The sequence below is a fragment of the Ensifer sp. ENS07 genome, assembly GCF_014852185.1.
Taxonomy (GTDB): Bacteria; Pseudomonadota; Alphaproteobacteria; order Rhizobiales; family Rhizobiaceae; genus Ensifer; species Ensifer adhaerens.
Window position 1 is genome coordinate 1 of record NZ_JACVBE010000007.1, and the last position, 22,630, is coordinate 22,630.

At 58.4% G+C, this 22,630-nt stretch carries 19 protein-coding genes; 5 read left to right on the top strand and 14 right to left on the bottom strand.

What is annotated here, in order from left to right; all coding sequences use genetic code 11:
* The first annotated feature begins 310 nt into the window (after positions 1-310).
* Positions 311-1,405, top strand: a complete 1,095-nt coding sequence (locus IB277_RS21020; protein ID WP_192371571.1) for an NADH:flavin oxidoreductase/NADH oxidase — start codon at positions 311-313, stop codon at positions 1,403-1,405.
* A gap of 74 nt (positions 1,406-1,479) precedes the next feature.
* Here the strand turns inward: IB277_RS21020 and IB277_RS21025 are convergent, their stop codons facing one another.
* The 10 genes from IB277_RS21025 to IB277_RS21070 form a co-directional block, all read right to left on the bottom strand.
* Positions 1,480-2,400: an aminotransferase class IV gene (locus IB277_RS21025; RefSeq protein ID WP_192371572.1), complete on the bottom strand. Its 921-nt coding sequence runs from the start codon at positions 2,398-2,400 to the stop codon at positions 1,480-1,482.
* 48 nt (positions 2,401-2,448) lie between these two features.
* The gene (locus IB277_RS21030; protein WP_192371573.1) at positions 2,449-3,489 is read right to left on the bottom strand and encodes a histone deacetylase family protein; all 1,041 of its coding nucleotides are present in this window, start codon (positions 3,487-3,489) and stop codon (positions 2,449-2,451) included.
* Positions 3,486-4,943, bottom strand: coding sequence for an aminotransferase (locus tag IB277_RS21035; protein WP_192371574.1), 1,458 nt, complete (start codon positions 4,941-4,943; stop codon positions 3,486-3,488). The genes IB277_RS21030 and IB277_RS21035 overlap by 4 nt, the downstream gene beginning before the upstream one ends.
* Positions 4,944-5,409: 466 nt before the next feature.
* Complete coding sequence (locus IB277_RS21040) at positions 5,410-6,180, bottom strand: enoyl-CoA hydratase-related protein (RefSeq protein ID WP_192371575.1); 771 nt, start codon at positions 6,178-6,180, stop codon at positions 5,410-5,412.
* 2 nt (positions 6,181-6,182) lie between these two features.
* A complete protein-coding gene (gene mmsB, locus IB277_RS21045; protein ID WP_192371576.1) occupies positions 6,183-7,067 on the bottom strand; it encodes a 3-hydroxyisobutyrate dehydrogenase in 885 nt (294 codons plus the stop codon).
* Positions 7,064-8,113 carry an enoyl-CoA hydratase/isomerase family protein gene (locus IB277_RS21050; protein ID WP_192371577.1) on the bottom strand — a complete coding sequence of 350 codons (1,050 nt, stop codon included), beginning with the start codon at positions 8,111-8,113 and terminating at the stop codon, positions 7,064-7,066. Before IB277_RS21050 ends, mmsB begins: the two co-directional genes overlap by 4 nt.
* A gap of 2 nt (positions 8,114-8,115) precedes the next feature.
* Positions 8,116-9,261, bottom strand: a complete 1,146-nt coding sequence (locus IB277_RS21055) for an acyl-CoA dehydrogenase family protein (RefSeq protein ID WP_192371578.1) — start codon at positions 9,259-9,261, stop codon at positions 8,116-8,118.
* Between the two features lie 123 nt (positions 9,262-9,384).
* Positions 9,385-10,608: a M20 family metallo-hydrolase gene (locus IB277_RS21060; RefSeq protein WP_210339638.1), complete on the bottom strand. Its 1,224-nt coding sequence runs from the start codon at positions 10,606-10,608 to the stop codon at positions 9,385-9,387.
* A gap of 82 nt (positions 10,609-10,690) precedes the next feature.
* A complete protein-coding gene (locus tag IB277_RS21065; protein ID WP_192371580.1) occupies positions 10,691-12,244 on the bottom strand; it encodes a class I adenylate-forming enzyme family protein in 1,554 nt (517 codons plus the stop codon).
* A gap of 4 nt (positions 12,245-12,248) precedes the next feature.
* The gene (locus tag IB277_RS21070; RefSeq protein ID WP_192371581.1) at positions 12,249-13,046 is read right to left on the bottom strand and encodes an enoyl-CoA hydratase/isomerase family protein; all 798 of its coding nucleotides are present in this window, start codon (positions 13,044-13,046) and stop codon (positions 12,249-12,251) included.
* Positions 13,047-13,701: 655 nt separating this feature from the next.
* Between IB277_RS21070 and IB277_RS21075 the strand changes: the two genes are divergently transcribed.
* Both IB277_RS21075 and IB277_RS21080 read left to right on the top strand, forming a co-directional pair.
* Complete coding sequence (locus tag IB277_RS21075) at positions 13,702-14,970, top strand: aspartate aminotransferase family protein (protein ID WP_192371582.1); 1,269 nt, start codon at positions 13,702-13,704, stop codon at positions 14,968-14,970.
* A gap of 693 nt (positions 14,971-15,663) precedes the next feature.
* A complete protein-coding gene (locus tag IB277_RS21080) occupies positions 15,664-16,605 on the top strand; it encodes a LysR family transcriptional regulator (RefSeq protein ID WP_192371583.1) in 942 nt (313 codons plus the stop codon).
* 397 nt (positions 16,606-17,002) lie between these two features.
* Here the strand turns inward: IB277_RS21080 and betI are convergent, their stop codons facing one another.
* Positions 17,003-17,599: a transcriptional regulator BetI gene (gene betI, locus IB277_RS21085; RefSeq protein WP_192371809.1), complete on the bottom strand. Its 597-nt coding sequence runs from the start codon at positions 17,597-17,599 to the stop codon at positions 17,003-17,005.
* 115 nt (positions 17,600-17,714) lie between these two features.
* Here betI and choX point away from each other — a divergent pair, with 115 nt between their 5' ends.
* Complete coding sequence (gene choX, locus IB277_RS21090) at positions 17,715-18,644, top strand: choline ABC transporter substrate-binding protein (protein ID WP_192371584.1); 930 nt, start codon at positions 17,715-17,717, stop codon at positions 18,642-18,644.
* Positions 18,641-19,453: an alpha/beta fold hydrolase gene (locus tag IB277_RS21095; RefSeq protein WP_192371585.1), complete on the top strand. Its 813-nt coding sequence runs from the start codon at positions 18,641-18,643 to the stop codon at positions 19,451-19,453. Before choX ends, IB277_RS21095 begins: the two co-directional genes overlap by 4 nt.
* Positions 19,454-19,740: 287 nt before the next feature.
* On the opposite strand, the gene IB277_RS21100 is transcribed toward IB277_RS21095, so the two are convergent.
* Genes IB277_RS21100 through IB277_RS21110 form a run of 3 tightly spaced genes read right to left on the bottom strand, consistent with a single transcriptional unit; the run spans position 19,741 to position 22,522 of the window.
* A complete protein-coding gene (locus tag IB277_RS21100; RefSeq protein ID WP_192371586.1) occupies positions 19,741-20,820 on the bottom strand; it encodes an ABC transporter ATP-binding protein in 1,080 nt (359 codons plus the stop codon).
* Positions 20,817-21,605 (bottom strand): ABC transporter permease, encoded by a 789-nt coding sequence (locus tag IB277_RS21105; protein WP_192371587.1) that lies wholly within the window; start codon positions 21,603-21,605, stop codon positions 20,817-20,819. The genes IB277_RS21100 and IB277_RS21105 overlap by 4 nt, the downstream gene beginning before the upstream one ends.
* The gene (locus tag IB277_RS21110; RefSeq protein ID WP_246812774.1) at positions 21,605-22,522 is read right to left on the bottom strand and encodes an ABC transporter permease; all 918 of its coding nucleotides are present in this window, start codon (positions 22,520-22,522) and stop codon (positions 21,605-21,607) included. The genes IB277_RS21105 and IB277_RS21110 overlap by 1 nt, the downstream gene beginning before the upstream one ends.
* Between the last annotated feature and the right edge of the window lie 108 nt (positions 22,523-22,630).

Sequence of the window (22,630 nt, forward strand, 5' to 3'; positions counted from 1 at the left end):
AACCATCAGCCAGATGAGCGATGATCCGCTCATCAGCCTGCCAGCCGTGGCGCGCTGATCATCCCGGCCCATGCCGGAGAACGCGGCGACCAAGGCCGCCACCTACACCACTCCCTGGGACAGGATCCGCGGGTGCCTTGTGCTTTTTTGCTCGACGTGTTTGCCACCGCGGATGAATTCTTCTGGAGATTTTGACCGCGCGCGACGATCCGGCAAGCCATCGAAGCGAGTATCGGTGATTTGGTATCGTCTTTTCAGGCCGGCGGCCGCCTGATAGCGCGAACCGCTACGCAACAGGGCGCTATCGACCATGTCAAAATTGTTTGAGCCGTTTCGACTAAAGGACACGGTGCAGCGCAACCGCATCGCTGTATCTCCGATGTGCCAATACAGCGGTGTCGAAGGTTCGGTGACGGATTGGCACCTCCCGCACTATGCAAACCTTGCACGCGGCGGAGCTGGACTGGTCTTCGTGGAGGCGACCGCCGTGGCACCTGAGGGGCGCATCACCGAAGGATGTCTCGGGCTCTGGAGCGATGAGCAGGGCAAAGGGCTCGCGTCCGTTGCAAGCGCTATTCGGGCGGCAGGCGCCGTGCCGGGTATCCAGATCGCCCACGCTGGCCGCAAGGCCAGCGCCAACCGTCCGTGGGAGGGCGACAACCACCTCGCAGAAGACGATCCACGCGGATGGCAGCCAATAGCGCCTTCCAGGATCGCATTCGGAGCCAACCTACCTCGCCTTCCAAGAGAAATGTCGACTGATGAAATCAAGCGCGTCAAACAGGATTTTGCCAACGCCGCATGGCGCGCTGCAAATAGCGGCTTCGAGTGGCTCGAGCTCCATTTTGCGCATGGCTATCTGGTGCAGAGCTTCGTTTCGGTCCATTCGAATCTCAGAGAAGATTCCTACGGTGGAAACTTCGCAGGTCGATCCCGCTTTCCGCTGGAGATTGTGGAGGCCGTGCGCTCTGTTTGGCCGGAGCGTCTGCCCCTGGCGGTCCGCTTCGGCGTCGTTGAATTTGACGGTCGCGACGAGGAAACTCTCGAGGAGTCGATCCAGTTGCTCCGGGCGTTCAAAAAGGCCGGTGTAGATCTCGTTGACGTGAGCGTCGGGTTCACCATACCCGAAGCATCCGTACCGTGGGGACCGTCGTTTCTTGTTCCGACTGCCGCGCGCGTCAGGCATGAGACCGGCCTTCCGGTTGCGACTTCGTGGAGCATATCGCCGCTTGCGGCCGAGCAGGCCGTTTCGGGTGAGCAGCTGGATATGGTAATGGTCGGCCGCGCACATCTTGCGTCACCAAATTGGACCTATGCCGCCGCTGGCACGTTGAAAGTAGATCAGCCCACGCAGTTCCTGCCGGAGGCTTATGCCCACTGGTTGAAAAGATACAGCCCCGTCTAGGCAGCTCGGAGAAAGCATCGCTCCACAGCCATGCTTGCCCTGGCTGTGGAGCGATGCGGGGACGAAAGTGCGCTCTACTGCGAAAGGCGTGATGTCGCCTGCGATACGAAATCGTGTCCGACCTCTGCAATCCACTGCGTCGTGAGGCGCCGGGTCACCGGCCCCGGAGCCCCGGCTTGCATCAACTCCCCATCAATGCTGCGCACAGGCAAGATGCAGAAACTGGTCCCGGTCAAGAAGGCCTCGTCGGCATTCTGCACATCATATAGGCTCATTCGAGTGACCCGAAGCGGGATGCCGATGCGGCTTGCCAGCTCAAACACTGTCTGCCTAGAAATCCCCATGAGCACGTGGCTGTCAGGCGCGGTCAGCAACTCACCCTCAATGACGGCGAAGAAGTTTGCTCCCGTGCCCTCGGCCACATATCCATCGGTGTCCAGCAGGAGGGCATCAGCACCCGCACTTATCGCGGATACTTGTTGGATAGCCAGATTATTCAGCATTCGGCTCGTCGTCTTCATGCGCGAATCGGGAGCGGACGACGCGCATATGCGCACCGAAGGAACCAGCAGAGGTACGCCGTCTCGATAACCCCTGCCGATGGAAGAGAAAGGGAGACGCTCCGTATGAATGATGATGCTCGGCCTACCGTCGGATGGAAGGCCTATCCGGCTTGCCATGCCTCGGGTCACAAACTGGCGGATCCACACGTCGTCGTCGGCATCGAGAAATCTGACGTTGTGTTCGAGCACTTCGAACGTCAGGCTCTCCAGTTCTTCGATGGACATGCCCGCATCAATGCGAGCGTATCGCAGCGACCTGAACAGGCGCTTGGTGTGTTCGCGCAGCTTGTACGGCTTATGCGCTATCGTGCGCACAGTATCGAAAACGGCGTCGGCGGTGCGAAAGCCCCGATCGAAAATCGAAATTGCTGCCTCTTCCTGGGGCACCAAGCGTCCGTTGACATATGCAATAGGCTGGTCTGGCAGAGCCATGTCTTCTCCAATAGAATTGCCTGAGCGCTTTGGGGCGTGCTTGCGACCTTAGCCGCTTGCAGAAGCAAACCCTTCAAGGAAGTTCGCGACGTTGATCCCCAACATATCCAGGTTGTATCCGCCCTCCATTGTGATCACCGTCGGCAGGCCGAGCGCGCCAATCATCTCGCCCGCCCGCAAGAAGTCCTCGCTTTCCAGCTGGAAGTGACAGGTCGGATTGGGCTCATCCTTATATGTGTCGACGCCCAGCGCGATAACGACGGTCTCGGCGCCGAATTCCCTGATAGCGTCAAGCGCCATCCCCAACGCACCGCTCCATCGGTCAAAAGCGCAACCAGGCTGAAGGGGGAGATTGATGTTGAGACCTTCACCCTTACCCCTGCCTTTCTCTTCCGCTGCGCCGGTATAGAACGGATAGGCGGTCTGTGGATCGGCATGGATGCTACATGTCAGAACTTGATCGGATTCGTAGAAGATTTCCTGCGTGCCATTCCCATGGTGATAGTCGAGATCAAGGACCGCGACCCTTTGGGATGTCTGTCTTGACAATTGGGCAGCCGCGATAGCGGCATTGTTGAGAAAGCACGAGCCGGCCATGATATCTGGCCCGGCATGGTGTCCGGGTGGGCGGCAGAGCGCAAACACCGCCTGATCGCCTGACGCCACGCAGGCCGCTGCCGTGGTGGCGCAATAGGAAGAGTAGAGTATCGCCTCCCAACTGCCTTCAACCAGGCAAACACCGGGATCGCGCGCGTAGTAGTCGACCATGTTCTCGACACCGAGACCGGGGCGCATCCCGGCTGGCCTCATGCGCCAGAAACTTGGCACAATCGGTCCGCTGCGCCCCGTTTCGGTCCAAAGACGCCAGGCAGATGAAAGGAAGTCGACGTATTCCGGCGAATGCACTGCGAGAATGGGAGCAAGCCCGCTCTCGACTGGCGGCGATACGTCTCCAAGCCGCCTCGCGGTCACCTCCCGTAGTATGGCCGAAGCACGCTCCGGCACTTCCGAAACTGCAACGAATGTCGCACCCACCGGTTCCACGCGATCCTTGTGACCAAAATGCCTGTCCGAGTAGACGATCCTCATGACTTCACATGGTCAGAGCTGGCGAGTCCCCACTTCTCATCGCGCACAAGCTCCTCCTGGCAGCGCAGTATAGCGAGCCGCAGCAGCCGCGCGAATTCGTCGATCTCACCTCTTGAAAGCACCAGCGGTGGCGAAAGGATGATCATGCTGCCAAGAGGGCGCACGATCAGGCCGAGTTCGCCAGCATGACGGGCGACGATATCGCCGACCGAAATCGAGGGATCGAATGGTTCCTTTGTGTCCTTGTCCTTGACGCATTCGATGCCGATCATGAAGTGACTGCCCCGAACCTCGCCGACGATACCGATGTCAGCTAGTTCCTTCATTCGCCTCTCGAAGTGAGCCCCTTCCATCCGGACATGCGCGCAAATGTGTTCGTTCTCCATCAGCGCGATGTTGGCGAGACCGGCTGCGCATGCGCCGGGATGCGCAGAGTAGGTGTATCCATTGCTCAGCGGATAGGGATAATTCGCCGCAACAAGCGTAGCGTGGATCGCGTCCGAGTAGATGAACCCGCCGAGCGGCTGGTAGCCCGAGGTCACTCCCTTGGCGAACACAATCATATCAGGCTCGGTTCCAAAGACCTCTTTGGAAGCAAAGAAATGACCGAGCCTGCCAAACGCAGTGACGACTTCGTCGGCAACATAAAGGATGTCAAATTCGCGGCAGACTTCCCAGGTTCTGCGGTTGTAACCCTCCGGCGGTACGATTACGCCTCCTGCGCCAAGGATGGGCTCAGCGAAGAACGCGGCGATGTTGTCCGCCCCGAGGTCGAGGATTTTGGAGCGGAGTTCATCGACAAGGAAGTCGCAAAATGCTTCTTCGCTCATCCCCTCGGGGCGTCGATACGGATTTGGGCATGACACCTGACGGAAATTGTCCATTACGAACCGTAGGTGTGGACTGCGCTCCGCGGGATTGCCGCCCATGGAGGCCGTCATGATCGTGCTGCCGTGATAAGCCCTTTGACGCGTGATTACGAGGCGCTTTTGTGGTTTGCCGCGAATGCTTTGGTAAAACTCGATGAAGCGAAGCGCGGAATCGTTTGCCGTCGAGCCGCCGCAGGTGAAGAAAACGTGGTTGAGGTCACCGGGCGCAAGCGAGGCGATCTTTTCAGCAAGCTTCACACCCGGTGCGTGAGCCAAGCCATCGGCCGGACTGTAGTAGGGCATTATGCGCAACTGACTGGCGACGGCATCACAGATTTCGTCACGGCCATAGCCCATGTTCACGCACCAGAGGCCCCCCATGCCGTCCAGATACTGCCGCCCGCTCGCGTCGAACACGCGCGCGCCGGCGCCACCACTGATCAGCAGTGCGTCCTCATTGACCTTGGAACGAAACACCGGCCAGGCGTGGGTCAGGTGCTGGTAGTCAGCCTGTAGAAGGAGGTCAGTGTCGTTTTTTGAGAGAGTGAACTGAGATCGGGACAAGGCGGCTTCGGTCAATGTCATCTTCTTCGCTCCATCGTTATACCTGCAGATGCAACTCACTACGGTTCGGCAAAACCCTGCAAAGCCTGGCCTAAAACCGCCCGTGACCTATGTTCGCTGCACTGTATGGGGGCGTTTGAACGAATTGTATCGGAAATGAGCCCTGCACGGTTCGGATTGGCGCGAGGCTCTGCGGACCGGGATCCGCCGTGCCGTTTGGCCTGATATCCCTTAGATTTGCCGTCGATTGTGAGGGCTTTCGCTGCTTGCGCTTCGAACGCCTGCTCGCCCAGCAGGATGAGTGACCCCGATTCGTTTCGCACTAGGGATCTGGCGCGTTGGCAGCGCGGCGTTCCGCACTGTGTTACAGCCGCTGCAAAGCACCTTGTTCCGGACCCCGCCTGCACGGTCGGCGTCGGCCGCAGTATGCGTATGAGGCGGCCGACAGACGAATAGGATTTCACGGTTCAGTTTCTAATTCTTCGCCCTACTTGCCGGAGAATTTGGGCGTGCGCTTCTCGATAAAGGCTTGCATACCTTCTTTCTGATCCTGGGTCGCAAAGAGGCTGTGAAAGACGCGCCGTTCGAACAGAATACCTTCCCTCAACGTCACTTCGTCGGAGCGATTGACAGCTTCCCGTGCCCAGCGGACTGCAGATTTGGAATAGCTCGCGATTTGCGCTGCTGCAGCGATCGCTGTCTCCAGAACCTTGTCATCGTCGACGAGGCGCGCAACCAGACCCGCGGACTTCGCCTCTTCGGCATCCATCATTCGCCCGGTCAGGATCAGATCCATGGCAAGCCCGCGTCCCACCAGCCGACTTAGCCGTTGACTGCCGCCAATTCCCGGAATAACACCCAGTTTGATCTCCGGCTGCCCGAATTTCGCAGATCTCCCCGCGATGACGAAGTCGCACAACATCGCGACCTCACAGCCTCCACCAAGAGCGAAGCCGTTGACTGCAGCAATCTTGGGAGTGCGGATCGCGGAAAACTCTTCCCAGATCGAAAAGTAGTCTTCATCGGCCATCTCCGGATAGGTGCGTTCCTGCATTTCCGCGATGTCTGCGCCTGCCGCGAAGGCCTTCTCATTGCCAGTCAATACAAAACACCCGAGATCGCGGTCGCGGTCGAGCGTGCTCGCCGTCTCCACAAGTTCCGCCGCCAGTTGAGCGTTCAACGCGTTCAGCTGTTTTGGGCGGTTGAACTTCAGCACCGCTACCCTTCCGACGCGTTCCACCGTTATCATTTCGGTCATTCTTAAATTTCCTCGTGCGCTCGTCCGCGTTTCTCGAAGCGAGGCAGGAGGGCGGAAAAATCCATCCCCCTGCCGTCCTCTTCCTCGACGAATGCTTCATAGATCCGCATTGCGAGCTCCCCCATAGGCGTGTCGGCATCCGCGGACACGGCTGCGGATTGCGACAGGCGCAAGTCCTTGAGCATGAGTTCGGAGGCGAAGCCCGGCTTGTAAGCGTTGTCTGCCGGGCTCTGGGGGCCGACGCCCGGAGCCGGGCAATATGCGTTCATCGACCAACTGTAGCCTGAAGAGGTCGAGATGACATCGAACATCTTGGCTCGGTCCAGTCCAAGTTTGTCTGCGAGCGCGAAAGCCTCGCACGTGGCCGTCATTGTGACCCCGAGGATCATGTTGTTGCAGATCTTGGCGGCCTGTCCGGCGCCCGACGTTCCGCACTGTACGGTCTTCTTGCCCATGACGTCGAGGAGCGGTGCGGCGGCTGCGAAAGCCGCGTCCGATCCGCCGACCATGAATGTGAGTGTACCCGCCACCGCGCCGCCGATACCACCGGAAACAGGTGCATCGAGCGCTAACACCCCCGCGGCTTCGGCCATTGCAGCCACCGCGCGTGCACTCTCGACATCTACAGTGGAGCAGTCGGCGAGAACCGCGCCAGCTTTCATCACGGGCAGGATCTCTTCGGCGACGGAGCGCAATATCTTGCCATTCGGCAACATGGTGATGACCACGTCGCGATTTTCGGCAGCCTCCGCTGCGGAGCCCGCCTTGGTCACTGCTTCGGGAACGTCTGCCACCAGATCGAACCCGGTCACGTTGTGGCCTGCCTTGGCCAGATTTGCGGCCATGGGACCGCCCATGTTTCCAAGGCCGATGAAGCCAATGTTCATTTTACCGTCTCCTTTTGATCAAATGTCAGTTCGGCGGCGCCGAGCGGACCAAGCATTGCAAAAGCCGCCGTTCTATCCAGCTCGGCGACCGACCGATGTCGCCATTTCGGAGTACGGTCCTTGTCGATGATTGCCGCACGGATGCCCTCCAGAAAGTCGGAGTGCTCGCAACTGCGATGCGTGAAGCGGTATTCGAGCGACAGTGCCTCACGGACGCCACCGCCGTTGTATGCATCGAGGATCGCAAAGGCCGACGCCAGGGCGAGGGGGCTTGCTTTTGCCATGGCGCTCAAAGCCGACCGGGCGAAGTCGCTTTGCGTGTTTTCCAGCCGTTTCAGAATGTCCGCGACATCGCGGCCGGCAAAGAGCGCGTCAATCTCGGGCCGGCTTTGCAACGTGTGCGCCGATCCGGCGTCGACGATTTCATCCTGCAGCACTCCCACATTGCCCGTCTGCGCCAAAGCTTCTATTATCGCGGGCCATCGTTCGTCGGGTATATGGAAATCGGCAAATCCGGCATGGATGGCGTCCGCAGGTCCAAGCTGGGCTCCGGTAAGGGCGATATAGCGGCCCAGACGACCGGGTGCTTGGGCTAGAATGCGGGTCGCTCCCACGTCGGGAATGAGGCCGATGCCGCATTCCGGCATGGCCAGACGCGTGGTTGCACCAACGACGCGATGGCTCGCATGGCAGCCAACGCCAACTCCGCCGCCCATCACGAACCCCTGCATCAGGCTGACGATGGGCTTCGGAAACTCGGCCAGCTTGCAGTTCATGCGATACTCGTCGCGCCAGAACTTGCGGCCGTATTCATAGTCGCCGGTGCGACCGGCTCGATAAAGCTCGGCAATGTCCCCACCGGCGCAGAAGGCCCTTTCACCTTCGGCGTCGATAACAATCAGCGCCACAGTAGTGTCGTTACGCCAGCTTTCGAGCGCCGCCTCGATCGCGAGGCACATGTTGTGCGTGAGCGCATTCAGAGCCTTGGGGCGACGAAGCGTGATGCGCCCGATTTTCTTGTCAGTTCGGATATCGATTTCGTCCACATTCACCCCCGCTCTGCGAGCAACTGGCGCGCAACAATCAGTCGCATGATCTCGTTCGTCCCCTCGAGGATCTGATGCACGCGCAAGTCACGTACGATTTTCTCAATGCCGAAGTCGGCCAGATACCCGTACCCTCCATGCAACTGCAGGCACTGGTCGGCGACACGTGAGCCAGTTTCGGTCACGAACCGCTTTACCATCGCGCAAGCCTTTGTTGCGTCGGCAGCGCCATGATCGAGTTTCCATGCAGCCTGACGTAAGAACACGCGGGCGGCTTGGAGCTCGATTTCCAGATCTGCCACGCGGAACTGCAGCGCCTGAAATTGATCCAGGCTTTTGCCGAATGCCTGGCGTTCGCCCATATACGCAAGCGTGGCGTCGAGTGCCGCCTGGGCGCCGCCCAGAGAGCAGGCCGAAATGTTAAGGCGACCGCCATCCAGGCCGGCCATCGCGTAGCGGAACCCGTTTCCTTCCTCACCAAGCATGTTGCTCTCAGGGATGGAGCAGTCGTCCATCTGCACCTGTCGGGTCGGCTGGGCTTTCCAGCCCATCTTGTCTTCCAAGCTACCGAAACTTAGCCCTGAAGCGTCTTTATCGACCACAAAGGCAGAGATGCCCTTTGCACCTTCGGCTCCGGTCCGTGCCATGACAATGTAGGCATCCGAGTAGCCACCGCCGGAGATGAACGCCTTGGTGCCGTTGAGGACAAAGTGACCATTGGCACGCGCCGCTCGCGTCCTGAGTGCGGCTGCGTCGGAACCGGCGCCCGGTTCCGTCAGGCAGTAGGACAGCACCGTCTCCATTGCGACGGCTTTAGGTAGATACACTTGTTGGAGATGGTCGGATCCGTATCGATCTATCATACTCGCGCACATGTTGTAGATCGACAAGAATGCCGCAACGGATGGGCAGGCCATCGCCAATGCCTCGAAAACAAGTGTCGCATCGAAGCGGGAAAGCCCCGCGCCACCCGAGCTTTCAGAGACATAGAGCCCGCCAAAGCCAAGTTGCGCAAGCTCCAGCCAGAGATTGCGCGGGATTGTCCCGTCCTTCTCCCATTGCCGTGCGTGAGGCGCGATCTCGCGTGCGGCGAAATCGCGAGCCATCTCAAAGATGGCGCTTTGTTCTTCGCTGATCGTGAATTCCATCAGTGCCTTCCACTGCCAATGCCCGGTGCTGCGACGTCATTCCGTTGACGCCGTCAGATGCTGCGGCGCAACCCCAATGCAGACTGGTATCTGCCAAACCGGATTTTTAAGCCAACCCCTCACTTAGTGAGCGGCATCGCACGCGCTTGGGGCTGCAAACCGTAGAACCGACACTAGCAAAGCGTCAGCGCCAACGATCATATGGCTCGGCTCTGCATACTCATCTTCATTGTGACTGATCCCGCGATAGCACGGAATAAAGATCATCCCCGCCGGACACGTTGAGGCAAGCAGCTTTGCGTCGTGAGTGGCGCCCGATATTATGTCCGTCGACTCGGCCATCGAGCTTGCTATCTGGCGGATGGTCGAGACTATGTTGCTGTCAAAGCGAACCGGCGGTGAATCCAGGATTTGGACGACGCTCGCTACGAATTGCGAGTCTTCAGCGGTACTGACCTTCACGATCAATTCACAGAGCTCTTTGAGGACGGAGCGGTCCGGATGTCGCAAGTCGATCGTAAAGCTCACTTCGCCCGGAACAGTATTTACCGCGTCAGGAAAAACGCGCAACGAGCCCACTGTGAAACGGACGCGATCATCGTAGCGCTCGACACGCGCTGACAATTCATCGATCAACTGCATTGCATATCGCAGAGCGTCCTTGCGAAGATACTTTGGTGTCGTACCGGCGTGGGCGAGCTCGCCCTTCACGGTGACGCGAAACTGAGCGACGCCTTGAATATCCGTGACGACGCCTAGGGCAAGTCCGCCTGCCTCCAGGACAGGACCTTGTTCGATGTGCGCCTCGAGATAGAGGGCTGTAGGGGTTCCGAGCGGGATATGCTGAAGCTTTCCCAGGCTCCGGATACTGGCCTCCAAAGCAGAGCGCACGGACACTCCATTGACATCCGTTGTTTCAAGCGCGGCGTCGATCGACAGTTCGCCGGCGTGCACTGCCGAGCCCATTGTGGTCGGGGGAAAGCGGCAGCCTTCCTCATTGTTCCATACGACCACTTCAAGTGGAAATTTCGTGACCAGGCCATGATCATCGATCGTCTCCAGCACCTCGAAAGCCGCCAGCACGCCATATACGCCGTCGTAGTTGCCTCCTGGCATCTGGCTGTCGAGATGCGACCCTATCCGGACGGGCGCCAAAGCGTCGTCGGATCCTGGTCGGCGGATGAAGAGATTGCCGATCGGATCCATGGCACACGTGAAGCGGCGTTCGCGCGCCCAATCAAGCAGAGTGCGCCGTGCAGCTGTCTCCTCGGCGCTCAGTGCGGGCCTGACAACGCCGCCATTTCCGGTCGCACCATGCGATGCCATGGCATGATGACGATCGAGCAATCGCGCTCCGTTCACTCGGAGCCGGGACATTTCAAGACTCGTGGCTGAAAGGTTGGTTGGAAATGACATTGTCTGGTTCCAGTTAATTCTGGCGAACTGCATCTTGCCAATAGGCCAACTTTAGCTCTCGCTTCAGTACCTTTCCGTAGGCGTTTTTCGGAAGGGCTTCGACGAAGTCGACGGATTTTGGCTTCTTGTACGAGGCGAGTCTGCTGCGGCAAAACTCGATGAGCGCGTCCGCAGTCGGCGCATCGGCGCCCGCCTTCAAGACAACGACTGCTTTCACCGATTCACCCCAGGTCTGATCGGGAACACCGATCACACAGGCTTCGTTGATCGCTTCATGTTGCAGGAGGACTTCTTCAACCTCGCGCGGATAGATGTTGGAACCGCCCGAGATGATTAAGTCCTTCACGCGGTCGGTAAGGAACAGATACCCTTCGTCGTCAAGGTATCCAACGTCTCCGGTATGGAGCCAGCCGTCCTTCAACGCTTCAGCCGTTGCCTCCGGACGGTTCCAGTAGCCGGGCATAACGACATCCGAGCGTACCGTGATTTCTCCCGGCACGTTGCGCCCGACCTCGCGTCCTTCACTGTCCACGAGCCTCAGCATGACGCCAGGATATTCGCGGCCCACGGATCCAAGCCGGCTCGACTTGGCCGGATCATGGGGGTCATATTCTGACTTGTGGACACCGACCAGAGCAGGCGCCTCGCTCTGCCCATAGTTCTGGCAGAACACTGGACCAAACACCTGAATTGCCTTGCGAAGCACCTCCACATACATGGGGCCACCTGCGCACAGGACGTTTTTCAAGCTCTTGACGTTGTAGTTCGCGACGCTCGGGCACTGCAAGAGCATCTGAACCATCGTCGGCGCCAGGAAAGCTGCCGAAACCCCAAAACGCTCGATCGCCTCCAGCGCTTTTTCCGGGTTGAAATTCGAAGTCAGCGGAAAGCACTGGGCAGCGCCGACCGAAAGATGAGCCAAGCCAACGCTGGCCGTCGCATGGGCGATCGGAGCAAAATGCATGACCACATCGGTTTCATCTGCGTCCGTGAATACGCCCAAGCGAAGGTGCTGGATCATCGCAAGAAGATTGCGATGTGTTTCCATGACCCCCTTAGGCTTCCCAGTCGTACCAGAGGTGTAAAAGAGCCAGGCAACATCGTCTGGCTCGATCAGCAGGTCAGGGCGTGAATCTGTGCTGCCTTCAAGCAGGTTTCGGTACGCCACGAAACCTGGAGCGTCTTCCATGCAGACCCACTGTTCGACAGTGGGTAGTTGCCCGCGAACTGAAGAGATTGCCTCGATGTATTCCGGCGAGAAAATGACGAACCGCGCGCCCGAGTCCGCTATCATGAGGGAGAGCTCAGACGCGTGCAGCTTGGGGCTGAGTGGGGTCGCGGTCATTCCCGCGTTCAAAGCGGCGAGGTAGGCCTCGAAGGCTTCGAACCTGTTTGTCGAAACGATAACAACGCGATCACGCTGCCTACCCATCCCAAGCAGGGCGTTGGAGATCTTGTTTATTCGTCGGACGCCGTCTCCGTAATTGATATTGACGTCTGCTCCCAACCATAGGGGACGCCCGGGATAACGTAGCGCTGAGCGATGGAGTAAATGGGCCAGATGCATGGGATCACCGTGTTGAAGGAAAGAGGGGCTTTCGATTTTCCAAGAAGGCGTTGAGGCCCTCTTGTGCGTCGGGCTCCATGAAGTTCAGGCCTTCGTATGCGACTGAAAGATCAAGGACGGGGGCCGCTTGGCGCAGCCAATGATTGAGGCACCGCTTTGTCCACTGCAACGCTCGTTGCGGTTTCTGACCGAGCCTGGCGGCAAGTTCCAAGGCGCTGGACAGGACCTCATCTTTCGGCTTGCACATCGACACGAGACCAATTCTCTCCGCCTCGCGCCCGTTTATGATGTCTGCAGTGAGCAGGTAGAGCTTTGCTTTTGGGAGACCGCAGTAGAGCGGCCAGACCATAGCCGCATGGTCGCCGGAAGCGACGCCGATGTTCATGTGAGCATCGGTCACACGAGCGTCTTCCGCAATGATCGAGATGTCCGCCGTCAATGCCACCGCTAACCCGGCGCCGGCGGCCGGGCCATTGATCGCGGAGATGATCGGCTTATCGAGATGGATCATGTTGTAGACGATCCGTAGCGCCTCCTCACCGGTGGCGATGACCTGGTCGATTTGACCGATGGTTTCGGTACCTTCCTTGAGGTCCCCACCCACGGAAAACGCACGACCGGCGCCGGTAATGACTGCGACCCTGACGGAAGGATCGTCCTTGATCGTCAGCCAAACCTCCGCGAATTCGCGGTGCAGGACTCGGTTGGCTGCATTGAGTTTGTCGGGCCGATTGATGGTGATGAGCAGGACGCCATGCTCTTGATGTTCAAACGTCAGATAGCGAAAATCGTCATATCCCATCAAATGTCCATTCCTTTGCTCGCGCCGCTGAGGGCGAACGACTGTACCTTCGAGTTGAGCTCGTTGAAGGATGGAGGAAGCGGCAGTGCCGGACCATCTACAAAACGCGATCCATGGTTCGCCTACGCTTGAACTCGCGGCATTCCTGTGCAGCCTCGGCGCACAAAGAATCGAAGTGGCCGGATACCTCTACCTTAATGCAGCAGGCAGGCATTGAGGGTTCGTGGCCCCAAGTGGACGCCCCTACCGATGAAAATAGGTCGAGCGCGCTGCGATTTAGCGTCGCCCCCGTGATTTCACGCGCGCAGCAATCCCCGAAATGACGAGGAAACGACAATTCAACATGTCAAACCAAGTCCGCCTACGACCCCTTGCAGTCGCAGGCGCCTAAGCTGCCGCCAAGGCCGTAATGCTCAGGTGTACCCGATGTCTCGCTTTTTGAGCTAATGGCACCCTCGCATATGCGAGCGCGCCGGAGAGGTTAGCTATCGGCTGCTACTAAAAAGGACGCCGAGGAGCTTTCGACGCGTCAAGGAGCCGCTTCGATTTGCTTCGGAAAAAGTCGAAGCAAGCCTCCGACCTTTCATGTTGCCCCGTTCTGTTCGAAGTGCTGTCATCATGGCTGGAACCAACATAAAACGCAAAGATCCAAACGATGAATGAGATTATGGCTCGAGCGCGCAGAGCAATGCCTGGCGGCGCATTTACCACTTACGTCCTCGATGACGAGGTTGATTTTGTCGTCAAATACGGAAAGGGCTCGAAGGTCTATTCAACCGACGGGACCGAATATATCGACTGCGTCAACGGTTCGGGGCCGATGTTGATAGGGCATGCCCACCCTGAAGTCGTCGAGGCGATGAAGGTGGCTGTCGAAAGTCCGTCCAACTACTATCTTCTCAACGAAAAGGGCATCGAGCTTGCTGAGACGCTCGTCGAGTCAATTCCTTGCGCCGAACAGATCAAATACGGTGTGACCGGTTCCGACGCCACGTTGTACGCGATGCGTTTGGCGCGTGCGTTTACCGGTCGGTCAAAAATTCTCAAGTTCGAGGGCGGATTTCTGGGTGGAAATGACTATGCCCTGATGAGTATGTCCCCGGCGAGCCCCTTCCCGAATTTCCCGGCCGCCCGTCCCGATAGTGCCGGCATTCCGCCGGTCTTGCAGGATGAAGTGCTGATTGCGCCATACAACGATTTGGAAGCCGTCACCCAGATTGTTGCCGGCGCAGCAGGGGAACTGGCGGCGATCATTGTTGAAGCGCAACAGCGCTGCATCGATCCGAAACCGGGCTTCCTTGAAGGCCTGAGGTCGCTTTGCGATGCCAACGGCATCCTTTTGATCTTTGACGAAGTCGTAACCGGCTACAGGCTTGCTTGGGGCGGCGCGCAGGAGCGCTACAATGTCAGACCGGACCTTGCTACCTACGGCAAGGTGATTGGCGGTGGCATGCCCCTGTCTGCAGTCGCAGGGCGCGAGGAGATTATGCGCTTGGCCAATCCGCGCAGCCCGGCCGATCCTCGCAAATGCTTCACCGGTAGCACGACTTGCGGCAACCCCGTCGCTGCCACGGCGGGTATCGCCACGCTTGCGGTACTTTCGCGGCCTGGAACATATGATCGCCTCAATGAAATCGGTGACCGCTTCCGAAACGGGGCGGCCGAGATCTTCCAAAGGCGCGGGGTGGCTGGCCAAACCCTCGGCTCGGGGCCGCTGACGCAGATCGTGCTCACCGACGTGCCGGTGATCGATTATCGCACAAGCGTTTCGGGTGACCTGCTCATGCAGCGCAAATTGACGACGGCCCTGGTGCGTGGTGGTGTCCTGACACACGGAAAATTCTACTTCTCGCTTGCGCTATCCAACGACGACATCGACCGCGTTCTCAGCGTCCTCGACGAGGCCGTTGCCTCGATCTTCTGAGTTGCCTGTTATGAGCAAATCCGGAGAGTAAGAGGTCAAGTACCGCCTTCGACCTCCTCGGCGTGCCGCACGGTTTCGACATCACCATTACGGTGATTTCCGTGCGCCACGCCATTTCATTTTGAGACTAGCGCCGCGCGAGTCTCGGTGAAACTGGGGTGAATTGTCACGTTATCGACGTGAGATCGAACTCCTCTCGAGAGGCCGGCTCAGGGGCACAGGGTCCCTGCTTCGCTTACCGCAGAATGGCGTTGCGGAGAAATCTGGTGCCGTCTCCTTTTGAGCGATACCTCGATCCTCCAAAAGTGCTCCATACACGACCTAGAGAGCCGCAGGGATCAGAGCGGGTGTATGATGGTCTTGCCCGGCTTCCGGAGACCGGCGCTGAAAGCAGAGTGATCGGACCGCCACACAGTGTTTTGAGCGCAGCTTCGATCGACAGTTCGTCCACATGGATTGCCGATGCAATCGTTGTCCGGGAACCGGCGCGCTGACCTCGCAGAGGATCGAGCGACATTGCCGGACCATTCATAAAACGCGATCCATGGTTCGCTAACGCTTGAACCCGCCGCAATTGCCTATGCGGCGTCGGCACACTAAGCATCGGGCCGGATGTCGCGAAGGAGCCCTGGCTGTTCATTGCCTCGCGGTACGTCGCGGTGTTACGATCTTCGCCAGTATCGAGGGAGCTAGATGTCTAAACTTGGTCAGTTACAGGATGTTGATCTCAAACTGCTGCGTTACTTCTGCACGATCGTGGAGGAAGGCAGCTTCACGGCTGCGCAGTCGACGTTGAACCTCTCGCAGTCGAGCCTGAGCGAGTATCTCAAGGCGCTTGAGATAAGGTTCGGTGTGGTTCTTTGTCAGCGAGGACCGAAGGGCTTCAAGCTCTACGAGGAGGGCAAAGAGATTTACCTAGCCGCGCGCGAGATGTTCGCGTCGATCGAGGCGTTCAAGAACCAGGTCAGCAACGTGAACGACGGCGCGGTCGGGCAATTGTCGATCGCCCTTCAGGACGGCATCATCGACAATCCTGTGTCTCGCATACCGGATGCGCTGGAGAGTTTTGCACGACAGTACCCTGGCATAAGAATAAAGCTTGAAACGATGCTCGGGTTCCAGATGATCGGGCGCGTAGCCGACGGCCTCATCCCCATTGGAATCGGGCTCAAAACCAACCGGTTCCCTCAGCTTTCGTTCGACTATCTATTCGACGAAGTGGGCGAGATGTATTGCGGGAGAGCGCACCAGTTGTTCCACAGCAAGGACGGCGACCTCACTGAAGAACACCTTAAGCAACATCGCTACTGCAGCCGCGGGCACCTCGAATCCATCCACCCGGATTGGGTCGACGATCAGCCATCTTCGGGCGACGTGGGTTGGGGCGGAGAGGCCCAACTCGCGCTGATCTTATCTGGCAGAAACCTGGGCTACCTGTCAGAGAACACCGCAGCCCCCTATATTGAACGGGGCTTGCTTCGACGGATCGAGAGTGAGTCCGGCCGACGGATCAATCGAGTTGCGGCGGTAAGTGGTCCGGGCACCAGCAAGTTCAAGCTTGCGCGAAAATTTATCGACACCCTCGTTGAAGCCCATCGCGGCATTTCTCCGGCGTCAATTGGACGGGATGAGTAGGAGCCCGACGGTCCTTAAATCCGACCAGTGCAAGGGCTACCGTCACCTTCTTGCCGCGGTTCGTCATTGCGGTGGGGGTGCACTATGCTTCACCGAGCGAAAATCTCTGCGCTTATTGCCTAAACCCGCATTCGGTGGCCAACGGCAGCCGCCGATAGCCTACAGCGTTGAACGGAGGCGCTTCGACGATAGCCGAGATCGAACAAAAGCGGGGGCGATAACGGGTAATCTCGGCAAGTTTGCCGAGCACCGCGCCCTGATGATTTCACCACAACCAGTGCCTCTCAAATTGCGATGCGACGCAAACTGTCGAAGCCGCGCCCGCTGCGGCCTCGCATGTGCGCCGGAAATCCACGCCACTTGTACCACGGCGCGGGGAGGCGGCGCTGCGTGGCCTTTACTCAGTTGTCACCGTATCTAAATGCGCGCGGATCGTGTCATTCACGACCGCAAGGGCCTCTTGCCTCGAAATGCCACCGGATTGAAGGCCGAGCCTTAGCCAAAGACCGTCGATCAGGCTGCTGATCAACAACGCCATTCGTCTGGCTTCATCGGCACAAAGCATGTCATTCAACGCGGAGAGGAGGTTGCTGCGCATCCGGGCGTGAATGACGGCTTGGATACGGGCAAGCTGCGGTTCGCGCGGCACTTCTGCACACAGCGATAACCAGGCATGGGCGGTTGCCGGCTGGTAGAAGCGCTCGTCAAAATTTCCCTCGATGATCGCGGCCAAACGTTCTCGCGGTGATTTGGCTTGACGGAGGCGTTCGGCAACCGCGTCGCGAAGGTTGGCATTCGCCTCCCGCATTGCCTGCTCAAAGAGTTCCTGCTTGTTGCGGAAGTAATGCAGGACGATGCCCTTGGAGGCGCCGGCATGCGTCGCGACCTTTTCCAGCGTCGCACCTGCCATGCCTTCGCGTTGTAGCACCTCAAGGGCCGCCTGCCGTAGTTCCTTGCGCCGGATGTCTACAAGCTTTGTGAGCTTTCCCGCCATGATGATTCCTGCATTCAATTTGGTGAATATTGACATTTTTTCCCAACAGTTCAACAATTGACCGATGGGTCAATAACTCGTCCTGCTGGACAAGTCGGAATGGGGAGGTACATCAATGAAACGCGCCATAGCCTGCGTCGCTGCATGCCTGATGACGATAGGGGCCGCACAGGCGGCCGAATTGGAGACCTGCCGGAAGGTCCGGCTCGCTGAACCCGGTTGGAACGACCTGGCCTTCACGACGGGCGTCGCGCAATCACTCTTGCATGCCCTCGGTTACGAGACGCAGAGTAATCTGCTCGGCATCGACGTCATCTATCTGAGCTTGAAGAACAAGGACCTTGACGTCTTCCTAGGTTATTGGGATCCAGCGATGAAGACGTATTTCACTTCCTACGAGAATGATGGTTCCGTCGAGACAGTGGGCAAGAACCTCATCGGCGCGAAGTACACGTTTGCGGTTCCCGCCTATGTGTGGGAGGCGGGCATAAAGGATTTTTCCGACCTCAAAACCCAGGCCGATAAATTCGAAAGGAAGATGTACGGGATCGAGCCCGGCTCCAACCAACTCATGCTGGCCGCCATCGCCGATCCGTCTCTCGGCCTCGATGGCTGGGAGGTCGTGGAATCGAGTGAACAAGGCATGCTCGCGGAACTTGCGCGCCACATCAACAAGAAGACGTTCTTCGTCTTCCAGGGGTGGGCGCCCCACCCGATGAACACGACGTTTGATATCCGCTACCTGACGGGCGGCGACAAGTTCTACGGTCCGGACTTCGGGGCCGCGACGGTCTCTACGCAGGTTCGAAAGGGTTATCTTGAAGAATGCCCGAATGTCGGGCGCCTCCTGAAGAACCTCGATTTCGACATCGAATTCGAGAATCGAGGCATGGGCTATCTGATGAACGACGGCCTGGCCCCTGAGGACGCCGGGCGCAAAGCGATAGGCGAGGAACCAGGGCGGCTCGACGCCTGGCTTGACGGCGTGACGACCGTCGATGGTAAACCAGCGCTTGCGGCAGTTCGCAAGGCGTTCGGTCTGTGACGGCAACGGTCGATCAGTCTGGCTGGAACGGCCGCAAGCGTTTCCTCGTATTGCGCGATGGCCGTCGCCTTGCCTATATCGACGAGAGCGGGGGACGCAACGTGCCACTGCTGCTGCTGCACGGCTACACCGACAGTAGTCGGAGCTGGTCGCTGGTTATGCCCCACCTTCGAGAATATCGCTTGGTGGCACCGGACCTGCCCGGGCATGGTCTTTCGACGCCCGCGCCGTTGCCCACACTAGAGGGGTTTGCGGATGACGTAATCAAGCTTGCGGATGCGCTCGGAATCAAGCGCTTTGCCGTCGCGGGCCACTCAATGGGAGCTATGACGGCTCTCGTGCTGGCTGCGCGGCATGGCGAACGCGTTACAGGTCTTGCCTGTATCTGCGGCAGTCTTCAACCCAGCCTCTTGACAAGCACAACGCTCGGCGCAGAAATCCAGGCGCTTGCCGACCCCATCGATCCAAACAGCCGGTTCTTTCGCGAGTGGTACCGATGCGCCGTGCCGGTAAATGCCGGTTTCATGCAATGGAATGCGCAGGAGGCAGCCGGTATGCCCGCCGCCGTCTGGCAGGCACTCTTTGCCATGATGGAGGCGACTGATCTACGGCAAACTGCCAAGCAGGTTTTCGCCTCCGTACTTCTGCTTGCAGGCGGTGAGGACGCACTCTTCGACGAAACGCACCGCGTGACGTTGCGAGGAGCCTTCCCCGAGGCGACAACGGAAATCCTTGCTGGTCTCAGTCATAACCCACATTGGGAGTCGCCGCAGCGCGTGGCCGACGCATTACGGGGCCATTTTTTGTAATCCTCTAAGAAGGGGCCCAACGCGGGTACGCAAAGCCGACGTTTCGCCGTGGCCGGCTTCTTGGCCCGGCTCCAAAGCATCACACAAAATGAAGGCTCTCGACTCACTTTGGCGGCAACTTCGTCTTTCGTCGACGAAGTGGGCCGCTTCGTCGCGAAGCGGCTCTCGGGCGCTCGGGAACGGCTGGAGTAGGCGATGTTGACTGAGCAACTGACCGTCCGAGCCTTCTTTCCGCATCGGCGAAAAGAAGGCTCTCATATAAGAAGGCTAGAGTATGCGCTCGCACGTCAAGCGGGCAGGAGGGTTCCCGCATCGGTCGGCCAATGGACAAACACGTCGTCTCCGAGGGAGAGTGCCGGTGAGCCGCCGTCGAGGGGTTCTCGAACCCAGACCGAAGAGGACAGGCCCGCCACGTCTACGCCAAGACGGCGACTGCTTCCAAAATAGTCGATGCTCGAGAGCTTTCCCGATAGCACATTCTGGTTTCCTTGCGGCACCTGAAGCGCGAGCTTCAGCCGTTCCGGTCGGACTGCAAGCGCGCGGTTCTTGTCCGTGCCGGACGTGCTGCCGCACTGGACGACACCGCCGTTGTCCAGACGCATCGCGCCATCGCCGCCTGATGCAGTACATGAGAAGATATTCACCTCCCCAATGAATTCCGCAACGAAGCGCGTTTTTGGCTTTTCATACAGCTCCGCGCCCGTCCCCACCTGGACAATCCGGCCTTTATCGAAAACGACGATCCGGTCGGAAAGCGTCAACGCCTCCTCCTGGTCGTGTGTCACGAAGACGAAGGTAATTCCAAGGTCGCGGTGGATGCGTTTGATTTCGTGCTGCAATCTTTCCCGAAGTTTCTTGTCAAGCGCTCCGAGCGGCTCGTCCATCAATAGAACCCGGGGACGGTAAACGATGGCGCGCGCAAGCGCGACCCGTTGCTGTTGCCCGCCGGAAAGCTGCCTGGGCAGAGCGTCGGCGCGCTCGGAAAGACCGACAAGTTTGAGAGCTTCAGCTACCCGCTCGGAAATCTCCGTGCGAGACACCCGGCGCCTGCGCAATGGGAACGCCACGTTCTCCGCCACACTCATATGCGGAAACAACGCATACTGCTGGAACACCATTCCTAGTTCCCGGCGGTGGGGAGCAAGTCCAGTGATCGGAACATCATCGATCAACACTTCCCCAGACGTTGGTTCGATGAAGCCCGCAATGATATTCAGCGTCGTTGTTTTTCCGGAGCCGCTCGGTCCGAGGAAGGACACGAATTCTCCTGGCGAAATTGTCAGCGATAGCTCCGGTAATACGAGGGCTTTACCGTAAGCCTTTGAAATGTTGACGAGTTGAACGGATGAACCTGTTTGAATTGTCATGATTGACCACCTGCCTTGCGAACGAGCAAAACTATCGTGAGAAAGATGCTGGTAAGAGCCAGCATCAGCGTTGCAGCCACGGCCACCGTTGGATCGATTTGCTGAATCATGCTGTTGTAGAGCTGGACCGGAAGCGTTCGGACTGCCGGGCTCACGAGGAATATCGCAACCACGACTTCGTCGAACGACGTTATGAACGCGAATACGGCCGCTGTAGCGACAGCCGGGAGGATGAGCGGAAGCGTTACAAGCCGAAACGTTGCCGCCGGGCCCGCGCCACAGATGGCTGCCGCATCCTCAACTCGCCGATCGAACTGAGCGAGCGCCGAACCAACCGTGATCAGGACGAGCGGGATGGCAAGAACGGTATGCGCGACAACGAATCCGACAAATGATCCCACCAGGTTCCATTTGAGAAAGACAGCGTAAGTTCCAACCCCGGTGATCACAACGGGGACGATCATGGGGGCGATCAGCAACGCCTGCACAAACCGCTTTCCAGGAAACTGCCCTCGAACGATCCCGTAGGAGGCCGCCGTGCCGAGGACAGTTGCAAGAATGCTGCTCAACGTTGCAACCTGAAGCGATGTAAGCGCGGAAACCAGCCACTCGGTGTTTTGAAAGAATCCCTCGTACCAGCGCAGCGACCAGGACGGGGGAGGGAACCGGAAGGATCGTGCGCCGGTGAAGCTGATAGGCACGACAACGAACATGGGTGCGACCAGCCACAGCGCCACCACAGCGCCGAAAAACGAAAGTAAGGGTGATACGCGATTGGATTCCATTACAGCTTGTCCCCTGCCGTTTTGGCGCTCGGGTCCGCTTTCAGCGCGAGCCAAACGAGCACGAGGGTGATTAGAAGAAGGACGGTGCCCATGGCTCCCGCTCTGCCCCAGGCAAGCAGCGTGCTGGCTTGCGTAGCAATCAATTGCGATATCAGGCTGTTCTGTGGAGAGCCAAGCAATGCTGGCGTGATGTAGAATCCGAGCGCCAGTACGTAAACGATGAGGGAGCCGGCGATGACCCCGGGCAGCGAAAGCGGCAAGTAAACTTTGATAAATGCGACCATCGGGGTTGCCCCCAAGCTTTGCGCGGCAACCAAGAGTGTGCGGTCAATCTTTTGCAGATTCGCAAAGAGTGGAAGGATCAAAAACGGCAGCATGATATGTGTCATGCCAACCATTACGCCGCTAAGGTTCCCAATCAGATCGACGCGACCTACGCCGATTCGATCGAGCAGGTCGTTAATAACGCCTTGCCGCTGAAGCAGGATAAGCCATGCGTAGTTGCGAACCATGAAGCTTGTCCAGAACGGCACCAGGACCATGATCAAGAGAATTGCACGCCACTTTCGCGAAACGACTGTGAGGAGATACGCGTAGGGGTAGCCGATGAGAAGGCACAGGAGCGTAACCAATCCGGCACTCAACAAGGTTCGAATGAAGACCCGGGCGTTTGTGGCGTCACCGAACAGCCAAACGTAATTGTCTATGCCGAGACCTGCGCCCTCGGGAAAGTCGGTAAAGCTTCGCGCAATCATCAGTACGATCGGGTAGCCAAAGAAGCATGCCATGAAGCCGAGGACGGGCAATACGAGGAGAGCCGGGCGCTGAACCAGACTGTCTGACAAGCTTGCCAGTGCATTGGTCGACGATCTCTGGACGGGCCGGGATAGTCGCTGATTTGTTTCAATCGACGACATCATTTGCCGCCCAGTTCGTGATGCGAGCCAGCGCCGACAACTCTGGCGAGAATTCCAAGCATTTCATGCTCCCCTTTTCTTGGCAGTTTTATGATATTGAATGGTAGC